At 73.4% G+C, this 25,073-nt stretch carries 22 protein-coding genes; 17 read left to right on the plus strand and 5 right to left on the minus strand.

The genetic code is table 11. The features are described from left to right. The first annotated feature begins 36 nt into the window (after window positions 1-36). The 12 genes from LQ940_RS05825 (at window position 37) to LQ940_RS05880 (ending at window position 12,137) form a co-directional block, all read left to right on the plus strand. Window positions 37-558: a hypothetical protein gene (locus LQ940_RS05825; protein WP_231241993.1), complete on the plus strand. Its 522-nt coding sequence runs from the start codon at window positions 37-39 to the stop codon at window positions 556-558. Further along, window positions 558-857, plus strand: coding sequence for a hypothetical protein (locus LQ940_RS05830; RefSeq protein WP_231241992.1), 300 nt, complete (start codon window positions 558-560; stop codon window positions 855-857). Before LQ940_RS05825 ends, LQ940_RS05830 begins: the two co-directional genes overlap by 1 nt. Further along, the gene (locus LQ940_RS05835) at window positions 854-2,620 is read left to right on the plus strand and encodes an alpha/beta hydrolase (RefSeq protein WP_231241991.1); all 1,767 of its coding nucleotides are present in this window, start codon (window positions 854-856) and stop codon (window positions 2,618-2,620) included. Before LQ940_RS05830 ends, LQ940_RS05835 begins: the two co-directional genes overlap by 4 nt. Before the next feature lie 65 nt (window positions 2,621-2,685). After that, the gene (locus LQ940_RS05840) at window positions 2,686-3,144 is read left to right on the plus strand and encodes a hypothetical protein (RefSeq protein WP_231365076.1); all 459 of its coding nucleotides are present in this window, start codon (window positions 2,686-2,688) and stop codon (window positions 3,142-3,144) included. Between the two features lie 172 nt (window positions 3,145-3,316). Next, window positions 3,317-4,345 (plus strand): rod shape-determining protein, encoded by a 1,029-nt coding sequence (locus LQ940_RS05845; RefSeq protein WP_231241989.1) that lies wholly within the window; start codon window positions 3,317-3,319, stop codon window positions 4,343-4,345. After that, window positions 4,345-5,268 (plus strand): rod shape-determining protein MreC, encoded by a 924-nt coding sequence (gene mreC / locus LQ940_RS05850; protein ID WP_231241988.1) that lies wholly within the window; start codon window positions 4,345-4,347, stop codon window positions 5,266-5,268. The genes LQ940_RS05845 and mreC overlap by 1 nt, the downstream gene beginning before the upstream one ends. Further along, a complete protein-coding gene (mreD, locus tag LQ940_RS05855; protein ID WP_231241987.1) occupies window positions 5,265-5,774 on the plus strand; it encodes a rod shape-determining protein MreD in 510 nt (169 codons plus the stop codon). Before mreC ends, mreD begins: the two co-directional genes overlap by 4 nt. Then, window positions 5,774-7,915: a penicillin-binding protein 2 gene (gene mrdA / locus LQ940_RS05860; RefSeq protein ID WP_231241986.1), complete on the plus strand. Its 2,142-nt coding sequence runs from the start codon at window positions 5,774-5,776 to the stop codon at window positions 7,913-7,915. Before mreD ends, mrdA begins: the two co-directional genes overlap by 1 nt. Beyond that, window positions 7,912-9,117, plus strand: a complete 1,206-nt coding sequence (gene rodA, locus LQ940_RS05865; RefSeq protein WP_231241985.1) for a rod shape-determining protein RodA — start codon at window positions 7,912-7,914, stop codon at window positions 9,115-9,117. Before mrdA ends, rodA begins: the two co-directional genes overlap by 4 nt. Before the next feature lie 18 nt (window positions 9,118-9,135). Beyond that, the gene (locus LQ940_RS05870) at window positions 9,136-9,699 is read left to right on the plus strand and encodes a hypothetical protein (RefSeq protein WP_231241984.1); all 564 of its coding nucleotides are present in this window, start codon (window positions 9,136-9,138) and stop codon (window positions 9,697-9,699) included. A gap of 69 nt (window positions 9,700-9,768) precedes the next feature. Then, a complete protein-coding gene (locus LQ940_RS05875) occupies window positions 9,769-10,479 on the plus strand; it encodes a YcnI family copper-binding membrane protein (RefSeq protein WP_231241983.1) in 711 nt (236 codons plus the stop codon). A 17-nt stretch (window positions 10,480-10,496) separates the two neighbouring features. Beyond that, window positions 10,497-12,137: a copper resistance CopC/CopD family protein gene (locus LQ940_RS05880; protein WP_231241982.1), complete on the plus strand. Its 1,641-nt coding sequence runs from the start codon at window positions 10,497-10,499 to the stop codon at window positions 12,135-12,137. Here LQ940_RS05880 and LQ940_RS05885 read toward each other — a convergent pair. The 3 genes from LQ940_RS05885 to LQ940_RS05895 are packed head-to-tail and all read right to left on the minus strand — an operon-like array spanning window position 12,130 to window position 15,190. Then, a complete protein-coding gene (locus tag LQ940_RS05885) occupies window positions 12,130-12,996 on the minus strand; it encodes a hypothetical protein (protein ID WP_231241981.1) in 867 nt (288 codons plus the stop codon). The genes LQ940_RS05880 and LQ940_RS05885 overlap by 8 nt on opposite strands. Further along, window positions 12,993-14,114, minus strand: a complete 1,122-nt coding sequence (locus tag LQ940_RS05890) for a calcium:proton antiporter (RefSeq protein WP_231241980.1) — start codon at window positions 14,112-14,114, stop codon at window positions 12,993-12,995. The genes LQ940_RS05885 and LQ940_RS05890 overlap by 4 nt, the downstream gene beginning before the upstream one ends. Before the next feature lie 47 nt (window positions 14,115-14,161). Continuing rightward, a complete protein-coding gene (locus LQ940_RS05895; RefSeq protein WP_231241979.1) occupies window positions 14,162-15,190 on the minus strand; it encodes a hypothetical protein in 1,029 nt (342 codons plus the stop codon). A gap of 156 nt (window positions 15,191-15,346) precedes the next feature. Between LQ940_RS05895 and LQ940_RS05900 the strand changes: the two genes are divergently transcribed. After that, on the plus strand, window positions 15,347-17,335 hold the full coding sequence (locus LQ940_RS05900; RefSeq protein WP_231241978.1) for a TIGR03960 family B12-binding radical SAM protein: 1,989 nt from the start codon (window positions 15,347-15,349) through the stop codon (window positions 17,333-17,335). 49 nt (window positions 17,336-17,384) lie between these two features. Here the strand turns inward: LQ940_RS05900 and LQ940_RS05905 are convergent, their stop codons facing one another. Both LQ940_RS05905 and LQ940_RS05910 read right to left on the minus strand, forming a co-directional pair. Further along, window positions 17,385-18,113, minus strand: coding sequence for a PT domain-containing protein (locus tag LQ940_RS05905; RefSeq protein ID WP_231241977.1), 729 nt, complete (start codon window positions 18,111-18,113; stop codon window positions 17,385-17,387). A 53-nt stretch (window positions 18,114-18,166) separates the two neighbouring features. Then, window positions 18,167-19,141 carry an endonuclease/exonuclease/phosphatase family protein gene (locus tag LQ940_RS05910; protein WP_231241976.1) on the minus strand — a complete coding sequence of 325 codons (975 nt, stop codon included), beginning with the start codon at window positions 19,139-19,141 and terminating at the stop codon, window positions 18,167-18,169. 51 nt (window positions 19,142-19,192) lie between these two features. Between LQ940_RS05910 and LQ940_RS05915 the strand changes: the two genes are divergently transcribed. The 4 genes from LQ940_RS05915 to LQ940_RS05930 all read left to right on the plus strand — a co-directional run bounded on the left by LQ940_RS05915 (window position 19,193) and on the right by LQ940_RS05930 (window position 24,900). Further along, window positions 19,193-20,368, plus strand: a complete 1,176-nt coding sequence (locus LQ940_RS05915; RefSeq protein ID WP_231241975.1) for a winged helix DNA-binding domain-containing protein — start codon at window positions 19,193-19,195, stop codon at window positions 20,366-20,368. After that, window positions 20,365-20,700 carry a DUF4190 domain-containing protein gene (locus LQ940_RS05920; protein ID WP_231241974.1) on the plus strand — a complete coding sequence of 112 codons (336 nt, stop codon included), beginning with the start codon at window positions 20,365-20,367 and terminating at the stop codon, window positions 20,698-20,700. The genes LQ940_RS05915 and LQ940_RS05920 overlap by 4 nt, the downstream gene beginning before the upstream one ends. A gap of 21 nt (window positions 20,701-20,721) precedes the next feature. Further along, window positions 20,722-21,438 (plus strand): TIGR03936 family radical SAM-associated protein, encoded by a 717-nt coding sequence (locus LQ940_RS05925; protein ID WP_231241973.1) that lies wholly within the window; start codon window positions 20,722-20,724, stop codon window positions 21,436-21,438. A 354-nt stretch (window positions 21,439-21,792) separates the two neighbouring features. Further along, window positions 21,793-24,900, plus strand: a complete 3,108-nt coding sequence (locus LQ940_RS05930; protein WP_231241972.1) for an Rne/Rng family ribonuclease — start codon at window positions 21,793-21,795, stop codon at window positions 24,898-24,900. Window positions 24,901-25,073: the final 173 nt, after the last annotated feature.

The raw sequence follows: 25,073 nt of genomic DNA on the forward strand, positions 1-25,073 counted from the left end.
CGGTTTCCGACCTCCTGACGTGGGCAACCTCACATCATGGAGCTGCACCAGATCTCGGAACCCACCGGCGACCCGTTCTTCGACGCGCTGCGGCGTCGGCACCCCGACGTCGACGTCGTCCTGCTGCCTCCCGAGCCACCCCCCGCGCCACCGGCCGCGACCGTCGACGAGGCGGCCGCGCACGCCGCGCTGGCGCAGGTCCAGGACCTCGCCGGGCGACTGTGGTCCGGCGCGGCCCGCGACAGTGAGGAGTCGCCGCGGTCGTGCTACCGCTACGGGGCGGGCCCCGGTGCGGTGCGCGCGGTCGCCGGGGTCGCCACCCGGCGCCGCGACGGCTTCCACGTGCTCGTCGCCCTGCGCCACGCCCTCGAGTCCGACGGCTGGGCGCTCACCCGGCCACCGGGCGCGGTGGAGCGGCTGGTGGCCCACCTCGACGACCTGACGGTCACGGCGTCGTACGCCGAGGAGGCCGGCGCGCTGCTGTGCGAGGTCTCCTCGGAGTCGCTCGAGGTCGGGCCCGACGCGGCACGGCGGCTGGTCCGGGGAGGCGAGCGGTGATGGAGGTCGTTCCCCTCTCGGTCGGCGCGGCGTCGCAGTCCTGGGACGAGCAGAGCCTCGACCTCGCCTCCGCCGCCACGCTCGTCTCCGGCGCTGACACCTCCGGCTTCACCACCGCGGTGTCCGGCGCGGCCGCGCGCTTCCTCACCTCGTGGGAGCGCCACACCGGCTCCCTGGGGGACGCCGCGGAGGCCCAGGCCGACGGCCTGCGCGTCACGATCAGCGACTACGTCGGCAGCGACGAGGCGGTCGGCGCCGACGTGATGCTGCTGATGAGCTACCTGGGGGAGACGCGATGACCGTCATCCAGCTCCCGCCGCTGCCCTCCGAGGTCCCGCCGCTCACCTGCGACCCCGCCGCGATCCGCTCCTGCGGCGGCGACCTGCTCTCCGCCTCGACCCAGGTCGACGACCTCGGAACCTTCGCCGCCTCCGGCGCCCGGATCGGCGACTGGGTGGGGCTCGGCTCCACGTCCTACCACCAGGGCGTGACCCCGCTGGGCCACCGCGCCGATGCCATGTCGCTGGCCCTGCGCGGGGTCGCCCAGCGGGTGCAGGCGCATGCCGAGGAGATGCAGTCGCTGCTGGAGCGCCGGACCGACCTGGTGGAGCGCAAGACGCACCTCGCCCAGCAGGTCGCCCACCTGCGCGCCGAGGCCGCGAGCGCCACCGAGGCCGACGTGACGGCCCTGCAGGCCGACTGCGACCGCGTGGCGACGCAGGTCCAGACCTACGAGACCGACCTCACCACCTGGGCGGGCGACCTCTCCGCGGAGGAGGCGGAGATGGTGCAGGCCTTCCAGCGGGTGCTCGGCGCCGACGACGTGGAGCGGATCTACGGCGGCGTGGCCGACCCCGCCGACGGCGCCCTGGCCTCGAAGCCCGGCGGCGGGGCGAGCCCCCAGGAGGTCAACGACTGGTGGGACTCGCTCACGCGCGAGCAGCAGCAGGCGATCATCGCCGCGGCGCCCGGCGCCATCGGCAACCTCGACGGCATTCCCGCCGGGGCGCGCGACGCCGCCAACACGGTGGCGATGACCCGCGACCTCGCGGACTGGACGCACGCCGAGGACGAGGGGGTCATCACCCCCGACGAGCGCGTCTGGCTGGAGAACGTCCGCGCCGCCGACGAGGCCCGGCACAACATCGAGGACCGCACCGACCCGGTCACCGGCGAGCCCATCCAGGCCCAGGTCTACATCTATGACCCGGCGGCGTTCGGCGGGGACGGCGCCATCGCGATCTCCGCCGGCGACCTCGACACGGCCGACAACGTCGCCGTGGTCGTGCCCGGACTGGGCACCGACGGCGAGAGCGCGGGCTACCAGGCCGACCGGGCCGCGACGATGTACGAGGCGGCCCGCCACCTGGACGCCGGCGCGAGCAATGCCGCGATGTTCTGGATCGGCTACGACGCGCCCGACAACCTGCCGTGGGACGAGGGCTTCGACTGGGCCGGCGTCGCCGGGGAGTCGATGGCCACGAACGGCGGGGAGCGCCTGGCCGACACCGTCGACGGGCTCCGGGCCGGCCGCGACGGGGAGCCCGCCCACATGACCGCCGTGGGGCACAGCTACGGCTCGACCACCACCGGCCACGCGGCCTACGACCACGGCCTCGCGGTCGACGACATCGTCGTGGTCGGCAGTCCCGGCCTCGGCGGCGACACCGACCACGCCAGTGACCTCGGCCTCGACCCCGAGCACGTCTGGGCCGGTGCCAACAGTCGCGACCCGGTCGCCGACCTCGGCAACCACGGCTGGGTGCACGGCGAGACCGTGGCGGGCGCCGGGCTGGGCGACGACCCCGCCGAGGACGACTTCGGGGCCCAGCGCTTCCAGGCGGAGTCGACGACGCGCGGCGGTGCGTTCTCCTTCGACGACCACTCCAAGTACTTCGAGCACGACACCGAGTCGCTGCACAACATCAGCCAGATCGTCAACGGCAACTACGACGCCGTCCAGCACGCCGGCCACGTCCACGACCCCTGGTACGACGGCCCGCAGGACCCCGAGTACGACCGCGACCCGACCAGCCCGACGACCACGGGCATGACGCCATGAGGCGGCTGGCAGGGTTGGTCCTGGTGGCGGCCGTCCTGACCGGCTGCGGGAGTGGAGGAGACGACGTGAGCGGCGAGGAGTCGACGCGGGAGCTCGAGACCCAGCGCGAGGACGTGCGGCAGGCCGCGGCCGACCTGGTGAGGGGCGCGGTCGAGGCCCTGGACGGCACCGCGTCCCACACCAGGGGTGGCTTCGACGGCTGCGAGTCGGCGTTCCCGGACGAGTTCCGCTCCTACCAGTACAACGCCAGCGGCCGCGTCGACGTGGGGCCGGGTGCCGCCCGGCCCTTCCTCGACGCCCTGGGTCCGGTGCTCACCGCCGCCGGCTTCGAGGAGCCCGTCCTGCGCGAGCGCCCCGGCGGGCAGAGCCTGGTGGCCGAGAAGGGCCAGATCGTCGCCGGGTTCTCCGAGTTCCCCGAGCAGGGGGACTACGTCCTGGTCAACCTGCGGGGCCCGTGCGTCGAGGTGCCGAAGGACGACCGCGACAAGTGGCTCAACCGCCGCGACCCCAGCCCGTACCTCTGATCGGCGGGCGAGCGGCACCGATCACACCCGCCACACCCGACACACCAGCCTCGGCGTGCCTGCACGGATCGGCGCCGGTCCAAACCTAGGCTCGAGGAGGGTACGGCGAGGCGTGCGCGCGCTGCACCCTCTTCCCCGGGCGCACGCAACTTCGAGCTGCGAGGCGTTGGGCATGGCGAACAGCTTCATCGGCCGAGACATGGCGGTCGACCTCGGCACGGCGAACACGCTGGTGTACGTGCGCCGCAAGGGCGTGCTGCTCGACGAGCCCAGCGTCGTGGCCGTCAACGAGACGACCGGCGAGATCCTGGCCGTCGGCCACGAGGCCAAGCGGATGATCGGGCGGACCCCCGACAACATCACCGCCATCCGCCCGCTCAAGGACGGCGTGATCGCCGACTTCGAGGCGACCGAGCAGATGCTGCGCTACTTCATCCAGCGCGTCCACCGCCGCCGCTACTTCGCCAAGCCCCGGATGGTCATCTGCGTCCCGAGCGGGATCACCGCGGTGGAGCAGCGTGCCGTCAAGGAGGCCGGCTACCAGGCCGGCGCGCGCCGGGTCTACATCGTGGAGGAGCCCATGGCCGCCGCCATCGGCGCCGGCCTGCCCGTGCACCAGCCCACCGGCAACATGGTCGTGGACGTCGGCGGCGGCACCACCGAGGTCGCGGTCATCTCGCTGGGCGGCATCGTCACCTCGCTGAGCATCCGCACCGCCGGCGACGAGCTCGACCAGGCGATCGTGACCTGGATGAAGAAGGAGCACTCCCTGATGCTGGGGGAGCGCACGGCCGAGGAGGTCAAGATGACCCTCGGCTCGGCGTTCCCGTCCGCCACCGAGCCCGAGGCCGAGATCCGCGGGCGCGACCTGGTCTCCGGGCTGCCCCGCACCGTGACGGTGTCGGCCTCCGAGATCCGTCAGGCCATGGAGGAGCCGCTGCACGCCATCGTCGACGCCGTTCGCGCCACCCTCGACCAGACCCCGCCCGAGCTCGCCGGCGACATCATGGACCGCGGCATCGTGCTCACCGGTGGCGGCGCCCTGCTGCGCGGCCTCGACGAGCGGCTGCGCCACGAGACCGGCATGCCGGTCCACATCGCCGACGACCCGCTGTCCTCGGTGGCGCTGGGCGCCGGTCGCTGCGTGGAGGAGTTCGAGGCGCTGCGCCAGGTCCTCGTCTCCGACAAGAGGCGGTTCTGATGGACCTCGGACGCGAGCGCCGCTGGCGCCCCGTCGGCGACGGCGGCAAGGGCCAGCCCCCACGGTCGCTGGTCGTCGCTCTCCTGCTCTCCTGCGCGACGCTGATGACCCTCGACCACCAGAGCGGGGACAACTCGCCGGTCGACGCCGCACGCCGCGCGATGGGCGAGGTCTACGGCCCGGTCGAGGTGAGCACCGCCGTCGCGGTGCGGCCCTTCTTCGCCGTCCCCGACTGGTTCCGCACGCACGACGACATGCGCGAGGAGATCGACGAGCTCGAGGCCGAGAACGCCGCGCTGCGCAGCGAGGTCAACACCTCCGGCTACGACCGCAACAAGCTCGCGGAGTACGACGGTCTCACCGCCTCGGCCGAGAACCTCGGCTACGCGCTGGTGCCCGCGCGCGTCGTGGGCATGGGCCCGTCGCAGTCCTTCTCCAGCACCGTCACCATCGACGCCGGCTCCTCGTCGGGCCTGAGCCCGGACATGACCGTGGTCAACAACGACGGCCTCGTCGGCCGGGTCCTGCGGGTCACCCGCACGACCGCCACCGTGCTGCTGGTCATCGACGCCGACTCCGTGGTCGGCGGCCGGGTCGGCTCGAGCATGGAGATCGGGATGCTGCACGGCCGCGGCGTCCTCGGCGACGGGGGTCGGCTCGACCTCGAGCTGATCGACCAGTCCGAGGTCCCGGCCAAGGGCGACACGGTCGTGACGTGGGGCAGCCAGAGCGGTGCGCCGTACGTCGCCGGCGTGCCGGTCGGCAGCATCTCGAAGGTCTTCGCCAACGTCCGGGACGGCTCCCAGCGCGCGGTGATCGAGCCGTTCGTCGACTTCGGCGCCCTGGACCTGGTCGGGGTGGTCGTGCCGTCGGGCACCTCCAGCGACCGCGCGGTGATCGAGGCCGACGGGAGGATCCAGTGAGCACGGCTCGCGTCCTCCTCGCCTTCGTGGCGGTCTCCGTGGCGCTCGCGCTGCAGGTCTCGGTCTTCCCGTACGTCGCCTGGCAGGGCGTCGTGCCCAACCTGGTCCTGCTCGTCGTCGTGGGCGCGGCCCTGGTCCGCGGTGCGCAGTTCGCGATGGTCCTCGGCCTCGCAGCCGGCGTGCTGCTCGACCTCGCGCCACCGGCCGACCACGTGGCGGGCCGCTGGGCGCTCGCCTTCGTCGTCGTCGGGTACGTCGCCGGGCGGGTCGCGGCGGACCTGAAGCCCACGCCGACGACGGTGCTCGGCACGGTCGCGGCGTCGTCGTTCCTCGGCACCTCGCTGTTCGCGCTCAGCGGCCTGGTCCTGCGCGACCCGGCCCTGGCGGTCCCCGACCTGCTGCAGGTCGTCGTGCTCTCGGTCGCCTGGGACCTGGTCCTCACGCCGTTCGTGCTGCCGCTGGTGATGGCGATGTTCCATCGCATCGAGCCGGAGCGGGCGACGTAGTGGCCGCACGACCCACCCAGCCGGTCCAGCCGGCGGCCCAGAAGAGCCGCCTGCGGATGATCGTGCTGCAGGCCCTGGTGCTCTCGCTGTTCGCGACCCTGCTGGTCCGGCTCTACTACCTGCAGGTCGTCAGCGGCGACGAGTACCACGCCCAGGCCGCGGCCCAGTCCGTGCGCGAGATCGTCGTGCAGCCCGAGCGCGGGCTGATCGTGGACGCACAGGGCCGGCCCCTGGTCAGCAACCGCACGTCGTGGGTGGTCTCGCTGGACCGCTCGGTGCTCGACAAGATGACCGACCAGGTCCGCACCAAGCTGATCGAGCGGCTCGGCCGCACCGTCGGTGAGCGGTCGCAGCGCATCGAGCGCCGGCTGGTCGCCTGCGGCGACGAGGGCAGCGAGGTCGGCGTCTGCTGGAACGGCTCGCCGTTCCAGCCCGTGCCCGTGGCCCGTGATGTGAAGCAGAGCGTCGCGCTGCGGATCCTCGAGCAGCCGGAGGACTTCCCGGCGGTGCTCGTCGACCAGGAGACCGTGCGCTCCTACCCGCAGCCCTTCGGCGTCAACGCCGCCCACGTGCTCGGCTACCTCAGCCCGATCACCGAGGAGGAGTACGACGACGCCCAGGAGGGCGGCGACCGCTCGGTCAACGGCGCCTCGGCCGTCGGTCGCGCCGGCGTCGAGAAGCAGTACGACCGGTGGCTGCGGGGGATGCCGGGCTACCGCAGCGTGGCCGTCGACTCCATGGGCCGCGTGCTGGGCGACGACGGCGAGGTCGAGAGCCAGCCCGGAGACACGCTGGTGACCTCGATCGACGCCAAGGTCCAGGGCGTCGTGGAGCAGCAGCTCCTCGACGCGATGGAGCGCGCGCGGGGCGAGATGGACCCGGTGACCGGCCGCCTGTACGAGGCCGACTCCGGCGCCGCGGTGGTGCTCGAGGCCGACACCGGCCGGGTCGTCGCGATGGCCAGCCAGCCGACGTACGACCCCGGCGTCTGGGTCGGCGGGATCACCAAGAAGCAGCTGGCCAGGCTGTACTCCGAGAAGGCCGGCACCCCGCTGCTGGGCCGCGCCACCCAGGGCCAGTTCGCGCCCGGGTCGACGTGGAAGCCGTTCATGACCGCCGGCGCGCTCGACGCCGGCTACAGCACCGACACCTCGCTCAACTGCTCCTCGTCGCTGCGGGTCGGCAACCGCGACTTCAAGAACTACGAGTCCGGCGCCCACGGCTACATCAGCTTCGCCAAGGCCCTCGAGGTCTCCTGCAACACCTTCTTCTACCGGATCGGGCTGGACTTCTGGCAGCGCTACGGTTCCGACGTCGCCGACATCGACGCCCGCGACCCGCTCGTCGTGGCCGCCAAGCGCTTCGGCTTCGGTCGTGAGACCGGGGTCGACCTGCCGGGGGAGGCCCCCGGCCGGATCGCCGACCGCAAGTGGAAGCGCGCCTACTTCGAGTCGCAGAAGGACTACTACTGCAAGATCGCCGGCAAGCCGCAGGACGCCGAGACCAGCGACTTCGTCTACCTCTTCGCCCGGGAGTTCTGCGCGGAGGGCTACGCCTACCGCGCCGGTGACGCCGTCAACTTCTCCATCGGCCAGGGCGACACCATCGTGACGCCGCTGCAGCTCGCCCGCGGCTACGCCGCCATCGCCAACGGCGGCACCCTCTACGCGCCGCGGATCGGCAAGGCGATCGTGGGCTCCGACGGCCACGTGATCCGCCGGATCAAGCCGAAGAAGGTCGGCTCGGTCGAGCTGCCGCGGGGCACCTACGGTTACATCGACGAGGCCCTCAAGGGCGTCACCCGCCAGGGCACGATGAGCTGGCGCATGGAGGGCTTCCCGCTCGACGAGGTCCCGATCCGGTCCAAGACCGGCTCCGCGGAGGTCTACGGCAAGCAGACCACGTCCTGGGTGGCGTCCTACTCCGACGACTACGTGGTCGTGATGATGATCAGCCAGGGCGGCACCGGCTCCGGTGCGTCCGGTGAGGGCATCCGCGCGATCTGGGAGTCGCTGTACGGCGTGAGCGGCACCGAGGTCCGGCCCGCCGACGCCGCCGTCCCCGGCACCACGCCGCCGACCCGCCTGCCCAACTTCCGCCGCGACGGATCGATCCTGCCCCCGGCCCGGGAGGACCAGTGACCACCACGCCACGCGCCGCCCGCGCCCCCCAGGCGGGCCGCCCCACCCGGATCCCCGGCGTCGACTGGCTGCTGCTGACGGCCGTCCTGGCCCTCACCGTGCTCGGCGCGCTGCTGGTCTGGTCGGCCACGAGCAACCGCGAGGACCTCACCGGCGGCGACTCCTCGGCGTACCTCGCCAAGCAGGTCGTCAACATCGCGATCGGGCTGGTGCTGATGGTGGTCGTCACGGCCACCGACCACCGCTGGGTGCGGATCCTGGCGCCGCTGGTCTACGTCGCCTCGGTCGCCGGCCTGGTGCTCGTGCTCACGATGGGCACGAGCGTCAACGGGTCGCGCTCCTGGCTGATGCTGGGCGGGATGTCGATCCAGCCGTCGGAGTTCGCCAAGCTCGCCGTGGTCGTCGGGATGGCACTCGTGGTCGCCGAGCGCTCCGAGGGCCGCTGGCGCGCGCGGGTCGGGACCACCGACGTGCTCGCCATGCTGGCCGTGGCCGCCCTGCCCGCGACGCTAATCATGCTGCAGCCCGACCTCGGCACGATGCTCGTGCTCTCCGCCACGGTCTTCGGCGTGCTGGCCGCCTCCGGCGCCCGTCGGCGCTGGCTGGCCCTGCTCGCGGGCGGCGGCGTCGCGGCCGGTGCCGCCGCGGTCCTGGGCGGGCTCCTCAAGGACTACCAGGTCGACCGCTTCATGGCGTTCACCAATCCCGACCTCGACCCGCGCGGGGCCGGCTACAACGTCGAGCAGGCGCGGATCGCCGTCGGCAACGGGGGCCTGTTCGGCCAGGGCCTCTTCGACGGCTCGCAGACCCGCGCGGGCTTCGTGCCCGAGCAGCACACCGACTTCGTCTTCACCGTCGCCGGCGAGGAGCTCGGACTCGTGGGCGCCGGGCTCGTGATCGCGCTGCTGGCCATCGTCCTGTGGCGGGCGCTGCGCATCGCCGCGCGCACCGACGACGTGTTCGGCCGGATGGCCGCAGCCGGCATCGCGTGCTGGTTCGGCTTCCAGGCGTTCCAGAACATCGGCATGTGCCTGGGCATCATGCCGGTGACCGGGGTCCCCCTGCCGTTCGTGTCCTACGGCGGCAGCTCGATGTTCGCCGGAATGCTCGCGGTCGGACTGCTGCAGAACATCCAGCTGCGGACCCTGTCGTCGCCGGCCGCGCGGCTCGCGCCCACCCCGCGGGTGCTCGTCCGGTCCTGACGGCGGATGATGAGCCCCATGCCGACCGCGCGCGTGGTGCCTCGACGGGGCCTGCTGCTGCGCGCGGCGCTGGCCACGCTCGAGATCATGCTCGGCACCGTGGCCGCCCACACCGCGGCCGGCGGCTCGCTGCCGTCGGGGGCGTGGACCGGCCTGGCCGCCGCGCTGGTGTTCGGCGGCAGCCTCCTCGTGCTGCGCGGCACGGTGCCGCTCGGGATCGCGGTCCCGGCGCTGACGGCGACCCAGCTGCTGCTGCACTGCTGGCTGGTCGCGCTGGGCCCGGCCCATGACATGGCCCCGCACGTCGCCGCGGGACCGCACGCCGCGGCCGTGGGTCCGCCGCTCGAGCTCAGTGCGCCGATGCTGGCCGCCCATGTGGCCGCCGCGCTCCTCACCGCCGCGGTCTGGCACGTACGCCGCCGGGCGGTCGAGGTGCTGCTGGCCTGGTCCGACCTCGCGCCGCCGGCGATCCCGGCCCGACCTGCCAGCGCCGCCCCGCGCCCCGCCGTCACCCCCCTCGGCCACGGTCTCCTCCACGCGGCCCCTCGGCGCGGTCCGCCGGCGCTGCCCGCGCCCGCCTGACCGCCGTACCGGAGGTCGGGGCGCACGCACCCCCCGACCACCGACACGAACCGAACCGAAGGACACCCCATGAACACCCGAACCGCCGCGCGCCTCGGTGCGCCGCTCGCCGCCGCCGCCCTGCTCACCCTGGGGCTCGCGGCACCTGCCTCCGCCCACGTCACCATCACTCCGAGCGAGACGGAGGCCGGCGCGTCCACCGTGCTCACCGTCAGCAACGGCCACGGCTGCGAGGGCTCGCCCACCACCGGGATCACCATCCAGATGCCCGAGCAGATCAACGCGGTCACCCCCACCCGCAACCCGCTCTACGACGTGACCAAGACGATGGAGAAGCTGCCCGAGCCGGTCACCGACGCGCACGGCAACGAGATCACCGAGCGGGTCGCCACGGTCGTCTACACCGCCAAGACCCCGCTGCCCGACGGCTACCGCGACACCTTCGAGCTCTCCGTGCAGCTGCCGGACACGCCGGGGGAGACCCTGGCCTTCCCGGTGATCCAGACCTGCGAGAAGGGCGAGAGCGCCTGGGTGGAGGTGCCGGCCGAGGGACAGGACCCCGACGAGCTCGAGCGGCCTGCGCCCACGGTGACGCTCACCGAGGCCGACGACGCGGACGGCTCCCAAGCGGCGGCCGAGGAGGAGACCTCCGTCGAGGAGGCCGACGCAACGGACGACGACGTGGACCGCGACGTGGTGGGCTACGCCGCCTTCGCAGCCGCTCTGCTGGGCATCGTGCTCGGCGGGATCGCGCTGGCCCGCGGGCGCCGCAGCTCGTGACGCACCGGGTGCGCCCGGTGGCCCGTCGGGGGGCCACCGGGCTGCTCGTGGTGCTCCTGGTCGCGCTCGCGCTCCTCGCGGGCGCGGCGCCGGCCTCCGCGCACGCGACGCTGGTCGGGAGCGACCCCGCCGAGGGCGAGGTGCTCGCCAGCGCGCCCGCCGTGGTCACCTTCACCTTCGACGAGCCGGTCTCGCTGACCGCCGACGGCGTCCAGGTCTTCGACGCCGAGGGGGAGAGCGTCGACTCGGAGTCGAGCGCCCGCGACGAGGTCGTGACCACGGACCTTCCCGCCGAGCTCGCCGACGGCACCTACGTCGTCACCTGGCGGGTCGTCTCCTCCGACGGCCACCCGATCACCGGCTCGCTGAGCTTCTCGGTCGGCTCGCCGAGCGAGACCGTCGTACCGCCGCGGGTGGACGAGTCGGAGGCCGGCGGCAAGAGCGACCTGGGCATCGCCCAGGCGCTGCAGTACGTCGGTCTGCTCCTGGCCGGGGGGCTCGTGGTCTTCCTCTGCTGGCTGGCCGGCCCGGGACTCCCCGACCGCGCTCAGCGCGCCGTCGCCATCCTGCTGCGGGCGGCCGTCGCCCTGGCGCTGGTCTCGTCCCTGCTCTGTGTGCCACTGGCGGGCGCCTACCAGCAGGGGCTGCCGTTCAAGGAGACGCTCAGCCGCCAGGCGCTCGACCTCGACCTGGTGCTCGACGACGTCGTGGTCCTGCTGCTGCAGGCGGTCGGCCTGGGGATCGCCCTGCTCCTGGCGAGCCGGCCCGGACGCCGGGAGCGGGTCGCGGCGACGGCCGGTGCGGCGCTGGCGGTGTGGTCGCCGGCCCTGGTCGGCCACACGCGCGCCTTCGAGCCGGTCCCGCTCTTGGTCGTCACCGACCTGGTGCACCTCACCGCGGGGGCGATCTGGCTCGGCGGCCTCGCCGGCCTGGCGATCGCGCTCCCGGCGGTGGCCGCACGCCCACGGCGGGTGGCCGAGCTCGTCGCCGCCTTCTCCACGCTGGGCGCCGCCGTCCTCGTGCTGCTCGTCGCCACGGGCACGCTGCTGGCCTGGCGGATCCTCGGCTCGTGGAGCGGGCTGGTCGACACCCGCTACGGCCAGCTGCTCCTGGTCAAGATCGGCATCGCCGCCCTCGTCGTCCTCCTCGCCGCCTACAACCGGTTCCGGCTGCTGCCCCAGGTGCGCTCCTCGGGGGGCCACCAGCACCGGCTCGCCCTGGCCCGCGAGGTCCGCACCACCACGCTGGCGGAGGCCGGCCTGCTGGCGACGCTGCTGCTGGTCACCGGATTCCTCGTCAACCAGTCGCCGCGCGAGGAGGCCGAGGCGGCGGCGCCCGCGCCGAGCCGGGTCGTCACCGGCTTGCTCGGCGAGAGGAAGGTCCTGGCGACCCTCGACCCGGGCACTCGGGGCCAGAACACCTTGACGATCCAGCTCCAGGACGCGACCGGGGAGCCGCTCGAGGGCTACGCCGCCCCGGAGGTCTCAGTGAGCTCCGACCGTGTGGATCTCGGGCTGGTCCCGGTCGTGCCGACCGCGTCGGGCACCTACGCCGCGGACCTGGTGCTCCCGGCCCCCGGCACGTGGCAGATCCAGGTGAGCCTGCGCGAGGACGAGTTCGTCAACCCCGTCACGACGCTGAGGATGGAGGTCAGCTGACGGTCGCGGTGAACGGCACCTGGTGCAGGAAGCCGTCCACGCGCACCTGCAGGAAGAAGCGGTAGCGCCCCGGCTCGGTGAACTCGGTGTGGAAGGTCAGCTCGTCGCCCTCCCCGGCCGGCTCCGCGGCGCCGTACGGGTGCACGTGCACGAACCGCCCGCTGCCCGCGTGGAAGCCGGTGAGGTGCGCGAACGTGCCGAGGTAGCTGCCCAGCGCCACGCGGTCCCCGTCGGCCCCCGAGACGGTGAGCGTCATCCGCTCGTCGCTCCCGGCCGCCAGGGTCTCCGGAGCTTCGACGGCCACCACGCCGTCGTCGGCGCTGGCGGCGTCGGCCACCGCCTCGGGCGTCCAGGTGCCGGGCACCAGGGCGGTGTCGCCCAGGACGACATGGCCGGCATCGGGGTCCTCGGCAGGCAGGAACTCCACGATCACCCGGTAGGAGCCCGCCGTGGGCAGCGCGACCCGGCCGGTCCAGGTGCCGTCGGGCGCCATCGTCGGGTGCAGGTGCCGGAAGTGCGCCAGGTCGGACCGCACGACGTACATGTGCAGGTCCTTGGTCTGATCGGGCACGTACGTCGTGACGGCGCGCCCGGAGCGGTCGAGGACCCGGAACGACACGTCGCCGGGACGGCCGGGCTCGGGCAGCTCGCCCACCAGCTCGAGGCGGTAGCCGCCCGCCTCCGGGGTGGTGCCCGTGCCCACCGGCGGCGCGTCGGCGCCGGTGCCGGAGTGGGTGTGGCCGGCCTCGTCGGCCGGGCTGAGCACGACCCGGTCGGAGTCGCGGGCAGGCGGGTCCTCGCTGCACCCGGCGAGGACGGCCGCGGCGAGCACCAGGGCCCCGAGCAGGCGTGCGCTCATGGCTGCATCGACAAGAACAGGAACGTCGCGAGCAGCACCAGGTGGACGAACCCCGCCAGCGCCTTGGCGCGTCCGGGCACCACGGTCAGGGTGGCGACCGCGACGGTGATCGCGAGCAGCACCATCTGGGTCGGCTCCAGGCCGAGGACGAGCGGGCCGTCGAGCCAGATCATGGCCACGGCGATCGTCGGGATGGTCAGGCCGATGGAGGCCATCGCCGACCCGAGCGCGAGGTTGAGGCTGATCTGCACCCGGTCCCGCGCCGCGTTGCGGATCGCCGCGGTCGACTCGGGGGCCAGCACGAGCAGTGCGATGACGACGCCCACGACGGCGTAGGGGAAGCCCAGGCCCTTCACCCCGTCCTCGATGGTGGGGGAGAGCAGCTTGGCCAGCCCGACGACGGCCACCAGCGAGAGCACCATGAGGACCGCGCTGATCCAGGCCTCGCGGCTGCTGGGCGGGTCGGCGTGACCGTCCTCGTCCTCGTCGACCAGGCCGGTGGCGCGGCCGTACTTGTCGCTGGTGACCGGCAGGAAGAAGTCACGGTGGCGCACCGTCTGGGTGAACACGAAGGCACCGTAGAGCGCGAGCGACGCGAGGGCCGCGAACGCCAGCTGGGAGGGCGAGTACTCGCGGCCCGCACCCGAGGTCGTGAAGCTCGGCAGCACCAGGCAGACCGCGGCGACCGCGATGACCGTCGAGAGCATCGAGCCGGTGCCGGCGGCGTTGAAGCTGACGAGGTGGTGCTTGGCGGCACCCACCAGCAGCGAGATCCCGAGGATGCCGTTGACGGTGATCATGACGGCCGCGAAGACGGTGTCGCGCGCGTAGGTGCTGGCGCCCTCGCCGCCGCTGGTCATCAGCATCACGATCAGGCCGACCTCGATCACGGTGACCGCCACCGCCAGGATCAGCGACCCGAACGGCTCTCCGACCTTGTGCGCCACGACCTCGGCGTGGTGGACCGCGGAGATCACCGACGCCACCAGGGCCACGCCGATCAGCACCAGCACCGGCCAGGCCTCGTGGCTCTGCCAGGTCGCCGCGAGCAGCAGCACGGCCACGATCGGCACGACGACGGTCCATTGGAAGCGGCCACGGATCGTCGTCGCTGTCATGGCTCCACCCTACGGAGGCGACGGGCCGAGCCCGCAGCCACCGCCGGTCAGGCGGCGGCGGGCGGGAGGTCGACGGTGGCGGTGTAGGTGACGGTCGCGGTGGGCGGGACGTCCGCGGGTCCGCTGGCGGTGTCGAGCATCACGTCGTAGTCCCGGCTCACCTCCAGGGTGGCCGGGGCGTCGGCGTCGACCTGGACGGCCAGGCTCGCCGACCAGCTGCCACCGAGCGCGTCGCCGTCCTGCGACAGCACCACCGCCTCGTCCTCGCCGGACCGGACCGTGCCCTGCTGGCGCGCGACCCGGTAGGTGGCCTCCGTGCCCTTCTCGGTCAAGGTGAAGTCGTCGCCCGGGGTCAGAAAAATGCCGAAGACCAGCCAGGTCCGGCCCTCTTCGGCCCACCCGTGCTCCGCGACGTAGGGGACCGCGGCCACCTCGGTGACCTTGCAGTCGACGTCGGCGCGCCAGCGCGCGTCGGCCGGCTCACCGGCGAGGCAGGCCGTGCGCCCGGTCCCGGTGTCCTCGTAGAACCCGTCGGCCGGGCCGGCCTCACGCTCGCCGGTGGTGAGGTCGAAGGTCTGGACCAGACCGTCGTACTCGACCTCGAGCGTGAGCCCGGGTCCGTCCTCGACCAGCGCGACCCACGCCACCCCGCTGGAGTTGAAGTCCGTCGCCGTCGGACCCGACGGGCCGAGCTCGGTCACCTCCGCCTCGTCGTCGCCCTGGACGACCCGCACCGGCGCCGGCAGCGGCTGCGTGCCGTGCAGGACCGGCCCGAACTCGGGTGGGTTGGTGTCGGAGCGCCACGAGATCCCGACGTACGACGTGGCGGAGCCGGCGTCGCCGGCCGAGTCGGCGGGCTCGCCCTCGGGGAGCTCGCCGCCGGGCTCGCTCACGGTGAACACGAAGCTCCCGTTGGGCACCAGCACCGGTATCTCGGTCCCCGCCACCGCACGAGCGTCGTTGCCCTCCAGGACGCGCAGGCCGCCCGCGCCGGCCCCCGGCCCGTCGCTGCAGCCGGTGGCGGCAGCGAGCACGACCCCTAGAAGGAGGGTCGTGCAGATGGCCTGGACCTTCATCGGGCTCCCGATCGTCGGTGACGGTGTCCAGGCATCGTGCCCCCGCGAGGGGTCTCGAAACCGGCGGGCCGGGTGTGCGCGGTTCGCGCCGCGGGGGGACCCGGACGTACTCTTGAGGGTCCCTTCCCCCTGAGCTTCTGAGGTTTCTCTGTGTCCGTGAGCGGCGTTCGCCCCGAGCCCGACCGCGAGAGCTCCGGCTCGGTCTTCCCCCGTCTCGAGCCCCGGCTGTCGTCGGTGCAGAAGCCGATCCAGTACGTCGGCGGCGAGCTCAACTCCACCGTCAAGGAGTGGGACTGCGCGCCCGAGGGGCCGACCGTCCGCTGGGCGCTGATGTACCCCGACGCCTACGAGGTCGGGCTGCCCAACCAGGGCGTCCAGATCCTCTACGAGGTGCTCAACGAGCGGGACTGGATCCTGGCCGAGCGCACCTACTCGGTCTGGCAGGACATGGAGGCGGTGATGCGCGAGGACGCCATCCCGCAGTTCACCGTCGACGGCCACCGCCCGGTGCGTGACTTCGACGTCTTCGGGATCAGCTTCTCCACCGAGCTGGGCTACACCAACATGCTCAACGCCCTCGACCTCGCGGGCATCCCCCTGCACGCGGTCGACCGCGGCGACGACGACCCGATCGTGCTGGCCGGCGGCCACGCGGCGTTCAACCCCGAGCCGATCGCGACCTTCCTCGACGCCGCCGTGCTCGGCGACGGCGAGGAGGTCGTCCTGGCGATCTCCGAGGTCGTGCGCGAGTGGAAGCAGGAGCGCCTGCGGCCGGGCGGCTCCGCCGTGACCAGGGACGAGCTGCTGCGCCGCCTCGCCGTGACCGGCAACATCTACGTGCCGAAGTTCTACGACGTCGCCTACGCCGCCGACGGCACCATCGAGGCGGTCGTGCCCAACCGCCCGGGGATCCCCTACCGGGTCACCAAGCACACCCTGATGGACCTCGACGCCTGGCCCTACCCCGCCAAGCCGCTGGTGCCCCTGGCCGAGACCGTGCACGAGCGGTTCTCGGTGGAGATCTTCCGGGGCTGCACCCGCGGCTGCCGCTTCTGCCAGGCCGGGATGATCACCCGCCCGGTCCGCGAGCGCTCCATCGAGACGATCGGGGCGATGGTCGAGAACGGCATCCGCAAGAGCGGCTTCGAGGAGGTCGGGCTGCTCTCGCTCTCCAGCGCCGACCACACCGAGATCGCGGAGGTGGCCAAGGGCCTCGCGGACCGCTACGAGGGCAGCAACGTGTCCCTGTCGCTGCCGAGCACCCGCGTCGACGCCTTCAACATCAACCTGGCCAACGAGTTCTCCCGCAACGGCCGGCGCTCCGGGCTCACCTTCGCGCCCGAAGGGGGCAGCGAGCGCCTGCGCAAGGTGATCAACAAGATGGTCACCGAGGAGGACCTGATCCGCACCGTCGCGGCGGCGTACTCCCACGGCTGGCGGCAGGTGAAGCTCTACTTCATGTGCGGTCTGCCCACCGAGACCGACGAGGACGTGCTCCAGATCGCCGACCTGGCGAAGAAGGTGATCGCCAAGGGCCGCGAGGTGTCCGGGCGCAACGACATCCGGTGCACGGTCTCCATCGGCGGGTTCGTGCCGAAGCCGCACACCCCGTTCCAGTGGGCCGCCCAGCTCGACCACGAGACCACCGACGCGCGCCTGAAGAAGCTGCGCGACGCCGTGCGCGACGACAAGAGGTACGGGCGCGCCATCGGGTTCCGCTACCACGACGGCAAGCCCGGCACGATCGAGGGACTGCTCAGCCGCGGCGACCGCCGCGTCGCCGCGGTCATCGAGCAGGTCTGGCGTGACGGCGGCCGCTTCGACGGCTGGAGCGAGCACTTCTCCTACGACCGTTGGGCCGAGTCCTGCGCCACCGCGCTGGCCGGCACCGGCGTCGACCTGGACTGGTACACCACCCGCGAGCGCGACTACGACGAGGTCCTCCCGTGGGACCACCTCGACTCCGGCCTCGACAAGGACTGGCTCTGGGCCGACTGGGAGGACGCCATCGACCCGACGTCCGAGACCGAGGTCGAAGACTGCCGCTGGACGCCCTGCTACGACTGCGGGGTCTGCCCGGAGATGAACACCGAGATCCAGATCGGCCCCACCGGCCGGCAGCTCCTCCCGCTCGCGGTCGTCTGAGGCGGCGACAGCGCCGAGTCGTCGGTCGAGCCTCTGCGGTCGGACGGCGCTACTTGGCGTCCAGCTTGCTGCCGTCGGAGTTCTCGACCAGGCAGAGGAACGCGTCGCCGGCCTCGGGGGAGAGGTCCATGGTCAGGAGCTGGACGGTGTCACCGGCCACGTCGTTGACGTCCTTGCCCGACTCGGCGTAGCGGTCGCTGCAGATCTTGCCCGGGTCGGTGGGGTAGACGGTGATCTCGTCGGCGGTGAGCTTCCCGGTGACCACGACCTCCGCATCGTGCGGCTCGCTGCAGTCCTGCTTGAGGAGGGCCACCTCGTCGGAGTCGCTGGTGTCGGTGCTGACGCACTGTCCGACCTCGGCGTTGTCGACGGTGACGACGTTGCCGAACAGCCAGAAGCCGCCGGCGACCAGCGCGGCCACGACGCCCATCACGATGATGTCGACGATGATCGCGGCGATGGCGAGGCCCTTGCCGCCCTTCTTCTTGACCAGGACGACGATCGCGAGCACGAGCGAGACCAGGTTGGTCAGGCCGCAGGGGATGAAGGCGAGCACGAGCGCCGCGATCGCCATGCCCTTGCTCTGCGGCTGCTCGCCGGGCGTGCCGCCGGGGTACGCCGCCCCGTAGCCGCCGCCGTAGCCGCCGCCGGTCTGGGTCGGCGGGGCGCCGTAGGGGCCGGACGGCTGGTCCGTGGGCTGACCCGAGGGCTGGCCGTACGGGTTGGGCTGGCCGTAGGGGTTGGGCTGGTCTCCGGGGCCGCCGGTCGGTGTGCTCACGCGCACACCCTAGGGCTCCGGTGCCGTCCGCGCGGCGCGGCCCGCCCAGTCGGTCAGCAGGAGAGCAGCAGCAGGGCGTAGTCGACGAGCACCGCGCGATGGTCGGAGATCCCCGAGCGCACCACCTGGGCCTGCTCCGGGATCCAGCCCCCGGCGCCGTGCAGCAGGTAGTCGATCCGGATCCGCGGCACCCGCTGAGGTGCGGTCAGCCCTGGGTCGGCGCCGGCCAGCGGCCAGGCGTCCAGGGCGACGCCGCGCAGGACCCGCATCGCCGGCGACCACGGCACCGCGTTGAAGTCGCCGCCGATCACGAAGGGGGAGCCGGCCTCGGCGAGCACCTCCCGGATCGCGACGGTCTGCTCCAGACGCATCGGGGCGCTGTCGTGCTGGAGGTGGGTGTTGTAGAGGTCCACGTCGTGCCCGCTCATGCGGATGGTCGCGCGCAGCAGACCGCGCTGCTGCATGCCGGGGCGGTTGGGCAGCAGCCGGTTCGACCAGCCCACGATCGGGCGGCGGCTGAGGATCGCGGTGCCGTACTCCCGGCGGGGCGCTCCTCGCGCCTGGGCGCCGTAGGTGACGTTGCGCCCGAACACCGAGTGCATGTCCAGCATCCGCCCGAGCACGGCCGGCTGGTCGTCCATGCCGGACCGCGCACGGAAGCGGTGCACCTCCTGGAGCAGGACCACGTCGGCGTCCCAGGACCGGATCTCAGCGGCGATGCCGCCGAGGTCGTAGCGGTCGTCGCCCCGGATCGCGCCGTGGATGTTGAACGTCGCGACGCGCAGCCGCACCGTCTCGCCAGGACAGCTCGGCGTGGGCGCGCCGGGCGGGGTCACCGTCACCGTCGGCGGGACCGGGGTGCTCGGGGCGGGGGTCGGCGCGCTGGTGGGGGCACTGGTCGGCGCGGTAGGCGCGGTCGGTCCGGGCTGCGGTCCCCCCTCCGGATCGGGGTCCGGGGCGAGGTAGAGCAGCGCGAGGACCACCGACAGCGCGACCAGCGCGAACCCGGCGTGCACCCAGCGGTTCATGGCCCCCCTCCCGAGCGTCGACTGTCGGCTGGTCCGGGCAGGATAGGCGGCATGCGGCACATCTCCGACACCGAGCGGCGTGCCCGACTCGGCCGGCGGCACGGGCTCGCCCCGGCCCTGCGCCTGCCGGACCCCGAGGCCGCGACCCGCGCGATGACGGTGCTCCACGCCACGGAGCCGGCGACGGTCTATCTCGCGCTGCACGCCCGGGTCGACGGGCTGCGGGTCGAGGACGTCGACCGGGTGCTCTACGACGACCGCACCCTGGTCAAGCAGCTCGCCATGCGCCGCACCCTCTTCGTCTTCCCGCGCGACCTGCTCCCCGCGGCCTGGGGCAGCGCCTCCGCGCGGGTCGCCACGGCCCTCTCGGCCCGGCTGGCCAAGGAGGCGGTGCAGGCCGGCCTGACCGACGACGGTGCCGCGTGGCTCGCGCGGGCCAGGGCCGCGACGCTCGCCCACCTCGCCGCCGCCGGGGCGCTCACCGCCGCGGAGCTGCGCGAGCAGGTGCCGGCCCTGGCGGGCCGGCTCGACACCGCGCTCGGCAAGCCCTACGGCGGCAGCTTCCCGCTCGCGCCGCGGATCCTGGGGCAGCTCGCGGTGGAGGGGCACATCGTGCGCGGGCACAACGCCGGCAGCTGGTGGACCTCGCGTCCCCGGTGGACGCTGATGCGGTCCTGGTTGGGCGACCTGCCGGCGGCCCTGCCCGAGGGCGCGGGCTACGCGGCCCTGGTCGGCCGATGGCTGGCGACGTTCGGCCCCGGCACGGTCGAGGACTTGCAGTGGTGGCTGGGCAGCACCAAGGGGGCGGTGCGCAGCGCGCTGGCCGAGGTCCGCGCGGTCGAGGTGACCCTGGACGGCGGCACCACCGGCTGGGTGCTTCCCGAGGACGTCGACGAGGTGCCGGCCACCGAGCCGTGGGCCGCGCTGCTGCCGGTGCTGGACCCCACGGTCATGGGCTGGAAGTCGCGCGACTTCTACCTCGCCGGGCACGGACCGGCGCTCTTCGACCGCAACGGCAACGCGGGCACCACCGCCTGGTGGGACGGGCGGGTCGTGGGCTGCTGGGTGCAGGACCCCGACGGTGTCGTGGAGGTGCGTCTCCTCGAGGAGGTCCCCGCCGAGGGGCGGGCCCTGCTGGAGGTCGAGGCGCAGCGGCTCACCGAATGGCTGCAGGGGCGGCGGGTCAGTACCGTCTACCCCTCCCCGGCCATGAAGGAGCCACGATGAGCGAGCAGCCCCCGCCGGCCTCGCCGTCGGTTCCTGCCCTGCGGCCACCCCCGCCGAGCAACGGCCACGCCATCGCCTCGCTCGTGCTGGGCGTCACCTCGCTCATGGGCTGCTCGTTCGTGACCGGCATCCCGGCGATGGTGCTCAGCCGCATCGCGCGCCGCGAGATCGCCGCCTCCCAGGGGGAGACGGCCGGCGAGGATCTGGCCAGGATCGGGTTCGCCCTGGGTGCCGTCGCCACCGTCATCGGGGTCCTGGCGCTCGTCGGCCTGCTCATCCTGGGTGGCCTGGGGCTCTTCGTCTTCGACGTCTGCGGAGACGGCCAGTGCTAGCAGTGACCAAGGAGCTCGACCATGCGTGACCAGCCCGAGCAGCAGGCGCCCCCCGTGCAGAAGCTGCGGATCCGCTACGCCAAGCGGGGGCGGCTGCGCTTCACCAGCCACCGCGACTTCAGCCGCGCCTTCGAGCGCGCCATCTTCCGCGCGCGGGTCCCCATGGCCTACTCGTCCGGCTTCAACCCGCACCCCCGGATCTCCTACGCCGGCGCCGCGCCGACCGGCTCGGCCAGCGAGGCGGAGTTCCTGGAGATCGGCCTCGCCGAGGTCGTCGACCCGGCGGCGGTCCACGCCTCCCTCGCCGAGGCCCTGCCCGACGGGCTGGACGTCGTCGAGGTGGTCGAGTCGCCCGGCGGCGGACTCGCCGACCTGCTGGAGGCGAGCCGCTGGCAGATCGACCTGGACCTGCCCCCGGCGGAGGCGGCCACGGCGGTCGCCGCCTTCCTGGCCGCCGAGGAGGTCATCGTCGAGCGGATGACCAAGAAGGGCCTGCGCGCCTTTGACTGCCGCGCGGCCGTGCTCTCCCTGAGCGCCGAGGTGGGGGAGCGCGGCTCGCGCCTCGACCTGGTCCTGCGGCACGGCACGCCCGCGGTCCGGCCCGACGACGTGCTGGCCGGCCTCGCGCGCACCTCGGGTCGTCCACCGGTCACCTCGCCGCTGCTCACGCGGCTCGCTCAAGGCCCCCTGGACCCCGAGACCGGCGAGATCGGCGACCCGCTTCACCCGAAGAGATAGGCCGCCGCGCCGCCCTGTGCGATACTCGCCGTGGTCGATGACCATGCGTGTGGTTCGTGAAAGGTGCCGCCGCCTGATTCGACCCGACGACATTCTCGCCGGCTCCGCACCTGTGGGTCGGCACAGTGGAGGAAGGTCGTCGCCGGACCGCGACGCGGCCAGTGGGAGTCGGTGACAGCGACCCCCGCCTGTGGCCCTGCGACCGCGGTAGGTGGCGAACCGACGTCCAGTGACGCACCTGCGGAGGGTGTCGCCGCCACCCGAAGGCTTTGCGCCGTCGGCCCTGTTTGCCGGGTCCACGGCGTCCAACACCCCCCGGACGGGCACTCCCGCCGGGTCGAGGAGAGCAACACCATGGCTGACGACACCACCACTCCCGACGCCTCCGACAGCGCAGACAGCGCGGAGGGCGCGGCCGCGCCCGACGCCGCGGCGCCGGTGAAGAAGGCCGCCAAGAGGGCGCCCGCCAAGCGGGCTGCCGCGAAGCGGACCACCAAGAAGGCGGCCGAGGCGCCCGCCGAGACGCCCGACACGCCGAGCGACGCACCCGAGGGCGACGGGACCGAGGCGGCCCCGGCGAAGAAGACCGCGGCCAAGCGGACGGCGAAGAAGGCCCCCGCCAAGCGCGCCGCCGCCAAGAAGACCAGTGCCGCGCCGGTCGATGTCGAGAGCGTCGAGGCGCCCGCCGAGCCGCCCGCCGCCGAGGCGCCGTCGTCCGACGCCGCCGCCGCGCCGATGGTGCTGTTCCAGACGCCGGCGGCGACCAAGGTCACCACCCGCACCCGCGGCCGCCGTGCGGCCGCCAAGACCGTCGAGGCACCGCCCGAGGACGAGGCCGCCCCCGCGGCGGAGTCCGCGCAGGAGCCGCAGCTCGAGGTGCCGGCCGAGGCCGGGGAGCCGGCCCGCAAGCGCACCCCCCGCAAGCGCGCGGCCAAGAAGACCGCCGCCGCACCACAGGACGACGAGGTCACCGAGGTCCCCGCGGCGCCCGAGACCCCCGAGGCGGAGGAGGCCGACGCGGCCGTCGTCTCGAGCGAGGACTCCGAGGGCACCGACAGCACCGAGGACCCCGACGGCACCGACAGCACCGAGGACACCGACGACGCCGAAGGTGGCGGTCCCCGCCGTCGCCGCCGTCGCGGCGGGCGCCGTCGCCGCAAGGCCGGTGACGGTGACGACTCCACCGACTCCGCCGACTCCCAGGACGGCGGTGACGACGCCGGTGCGAAGCAGGGCAAGGGCGCGGGTCGCGGCTCCGCCCAGGAGTCCGACGACGACGCCGGCGAGGGCGGCACCCGCCGCCGGCGCCGCCGCCGGCGCGAGGGCGACGACGGTGGCAACGGGGGAGACGACCCGAGCAACACCGTCACCCGCGTCCGCAAGGCGCGCTCGGCCGAGGACGAGATCACCGCGATCGCCGGATCCACCCGGCTCGAGGCCAAGAAGCAGCGCCGGCGCGAGGGCCGCGAGGCCGGGCGCCGCCGCGCCCCCATCGTCAGCGAGGCGGAGTTCCTCGCGCGCCGGGAGGCGGTCGACCGCGTCATGGTGATCCGCCAGCGCGAGGAGCTGACCCAGATCGCCGTCCTCGAGGACAAGGTGCTCGTCGAGCACTACGTCGCCCGCGAGTCGCAGACGTCGCTGATCGGCAATGTCTACCTCGGCCGGGTCCAGAACGTCCTGCCCTCCATGGAGGCGGCGTTCATCGACATCGGCAAGGGCCGCAACGCGGTCCTGTACGCCGGCGAGGTCAACTGGTCCGCGCTGGGTCACAAGGACGGCCAGCCGCGCAAGATCGAGTCGGTGCTCACCTCCGGCCAGTCGATCCTGGTGCAGGTCACCAAGGACCCGATGGGTCACAAGGGCGCCCGGCTCACGAGCCAGGTGAGCCTGGCCGGCCGGTTCCTGGTCTACGTCCCGGACGGCACCACCTCCGGCATCTCCCGCAAGCTGCCCGACACCGAGCGCAACCGCCTCAAGACCCTGCTCAAGGAGATCGTCCCCGACACCGCCGGGGTGATCGTGCGCACGGCCGCCGAGGGCGCCAGCGAGGAGGAGCTCACCCGCGACGTCGAGCGGCTCAAGGCCCGCTGGGAGGACATCGAGGGCAAGTCCAAGGGCCAGGCCCCGCAGCTGCTCTACGGCGAGCCCGACCTGACCCTCAAGGTCGTCCGGGACCTCTTCACCGAGGACTTCAGCAAGCTGGTGATCCAGGGCGAGGACGCCTGGAACAGCGTCCAGAGCTACGTGTCGCACATCGCCCCCGACCTCACCGACCGCGTCGAGCGCTACGACGCCGACGGTGACGCGGACCGTCCGGACGTGTTCGCGGCCTACCGGGTCGACGAGCAGATCGCCAAGGGGCTGGACCGCAAGGTGTGGCTGCCCTCGGGCGGGTCGCTGGTCATCGACCGCACCGAGGCGATGACCGTCGTCGACGTCAACACCGGGAAGTTCACCGGCTCCGGGGGCAACCTGGAGGAGACCGTCACCAAGAACAACCTCGAGGCGGCCGAGGAGATCGTGCGCCAGCTCCGGCTGCGCGACATCGGCGGGATCATCGTGGTCGACTTCATCGACATGGTGCTCGAGTCCAACCGGGACCTGGTCCTGCGCCGCATGGTGGAGTGCCTGGGCCGCGACCGCACCCGGCACCAGGTCGCGGAGGTCACCTCGCTGGGCCTGGTGCAGATGACGCGCAAGCGGATCGGCACCGGCCTGCTCGAGGCCTTCAGCGAGACCTGCGAGCACTGCCAGGGCCGCGGGCTGATCCTGCACGACCAGCCGGTCGAGGCGCGCCGCCAGGACGACGCCCCGCGCGGTGGCAGCGGGACCGGCGGCGGTGGCCGGCGTACGCGGGGCGGCCGCGGCCGCGACCGCGACGAGCAGGTCGCCCCGGCGCCCAAGGCCGCGCCCTCGCCGAAGGACATCGCGGCGATGGCCAAGCCGGAGAACGCCGCGCGCGTCGACGTCGACGCGTTGGCCGACGAGCCCGAGACCCCGCCGGTCGAGGGCGAGGTGGCCGAGGTCGTCACCGCGACCGAGGTCGAGGCGGTGGTCGAGCCCGTCGTCGAGCCCGTGGTCGAGACCGACACGGCGCCCCAGGCCGAGGAGGCGGCCGACCCGGCCGCGTCCGCCGAGCCCGAGCCCGAGCCGGCCCAGCCGGAGGCCCCGCGGGTGGTCACCCGGACCCGCCGGACCACGCGCTCGACGGCGACGATCAGCACCACGCCGGCCGAGATGCCGGTCGTGGTGCCCGCCGCCGAGTCCGCCGCGCCGGTCGAGGTCGTGTCGGCCCCGGAGCCGCCGAAGGTCGTGACCCGCTCCCGCGGGCGCAGCCGGGCGGCCAAGCCGGCCGAGGAGGCGCCCACGGACGTGGTGGCCGACGTGGACGCGGGCGAGGACGCGGACAGCGGTCCCGCGGTCGAGCACGTCCCGGTCAAGAAGCGCACCCGCAAGCGCTGAGCAGCAGACGGGGCGCCGCCCCGAGCCCGCGTTTTGCGGTGGGGGCGGCGCGTCCGTACTATTGACTCCCGGTGCGCTAGGCGTGCCCACTCAGCTCCAAACTGCCCCATCCTGCGGGCAACCCCTCCACCAGCCGGTGGTCGTGGCGTGCCGCAGCCCCGCTTGTTCAGTGA

It is taken from the genome of Nocardioides sp. cx-173, assembly GCF_021117365.1.
GTDB lineage: Bacteria > Actinomycetota > Actinomycetes > Propionibacteriales > Nocardioidaceae > Nocardioides.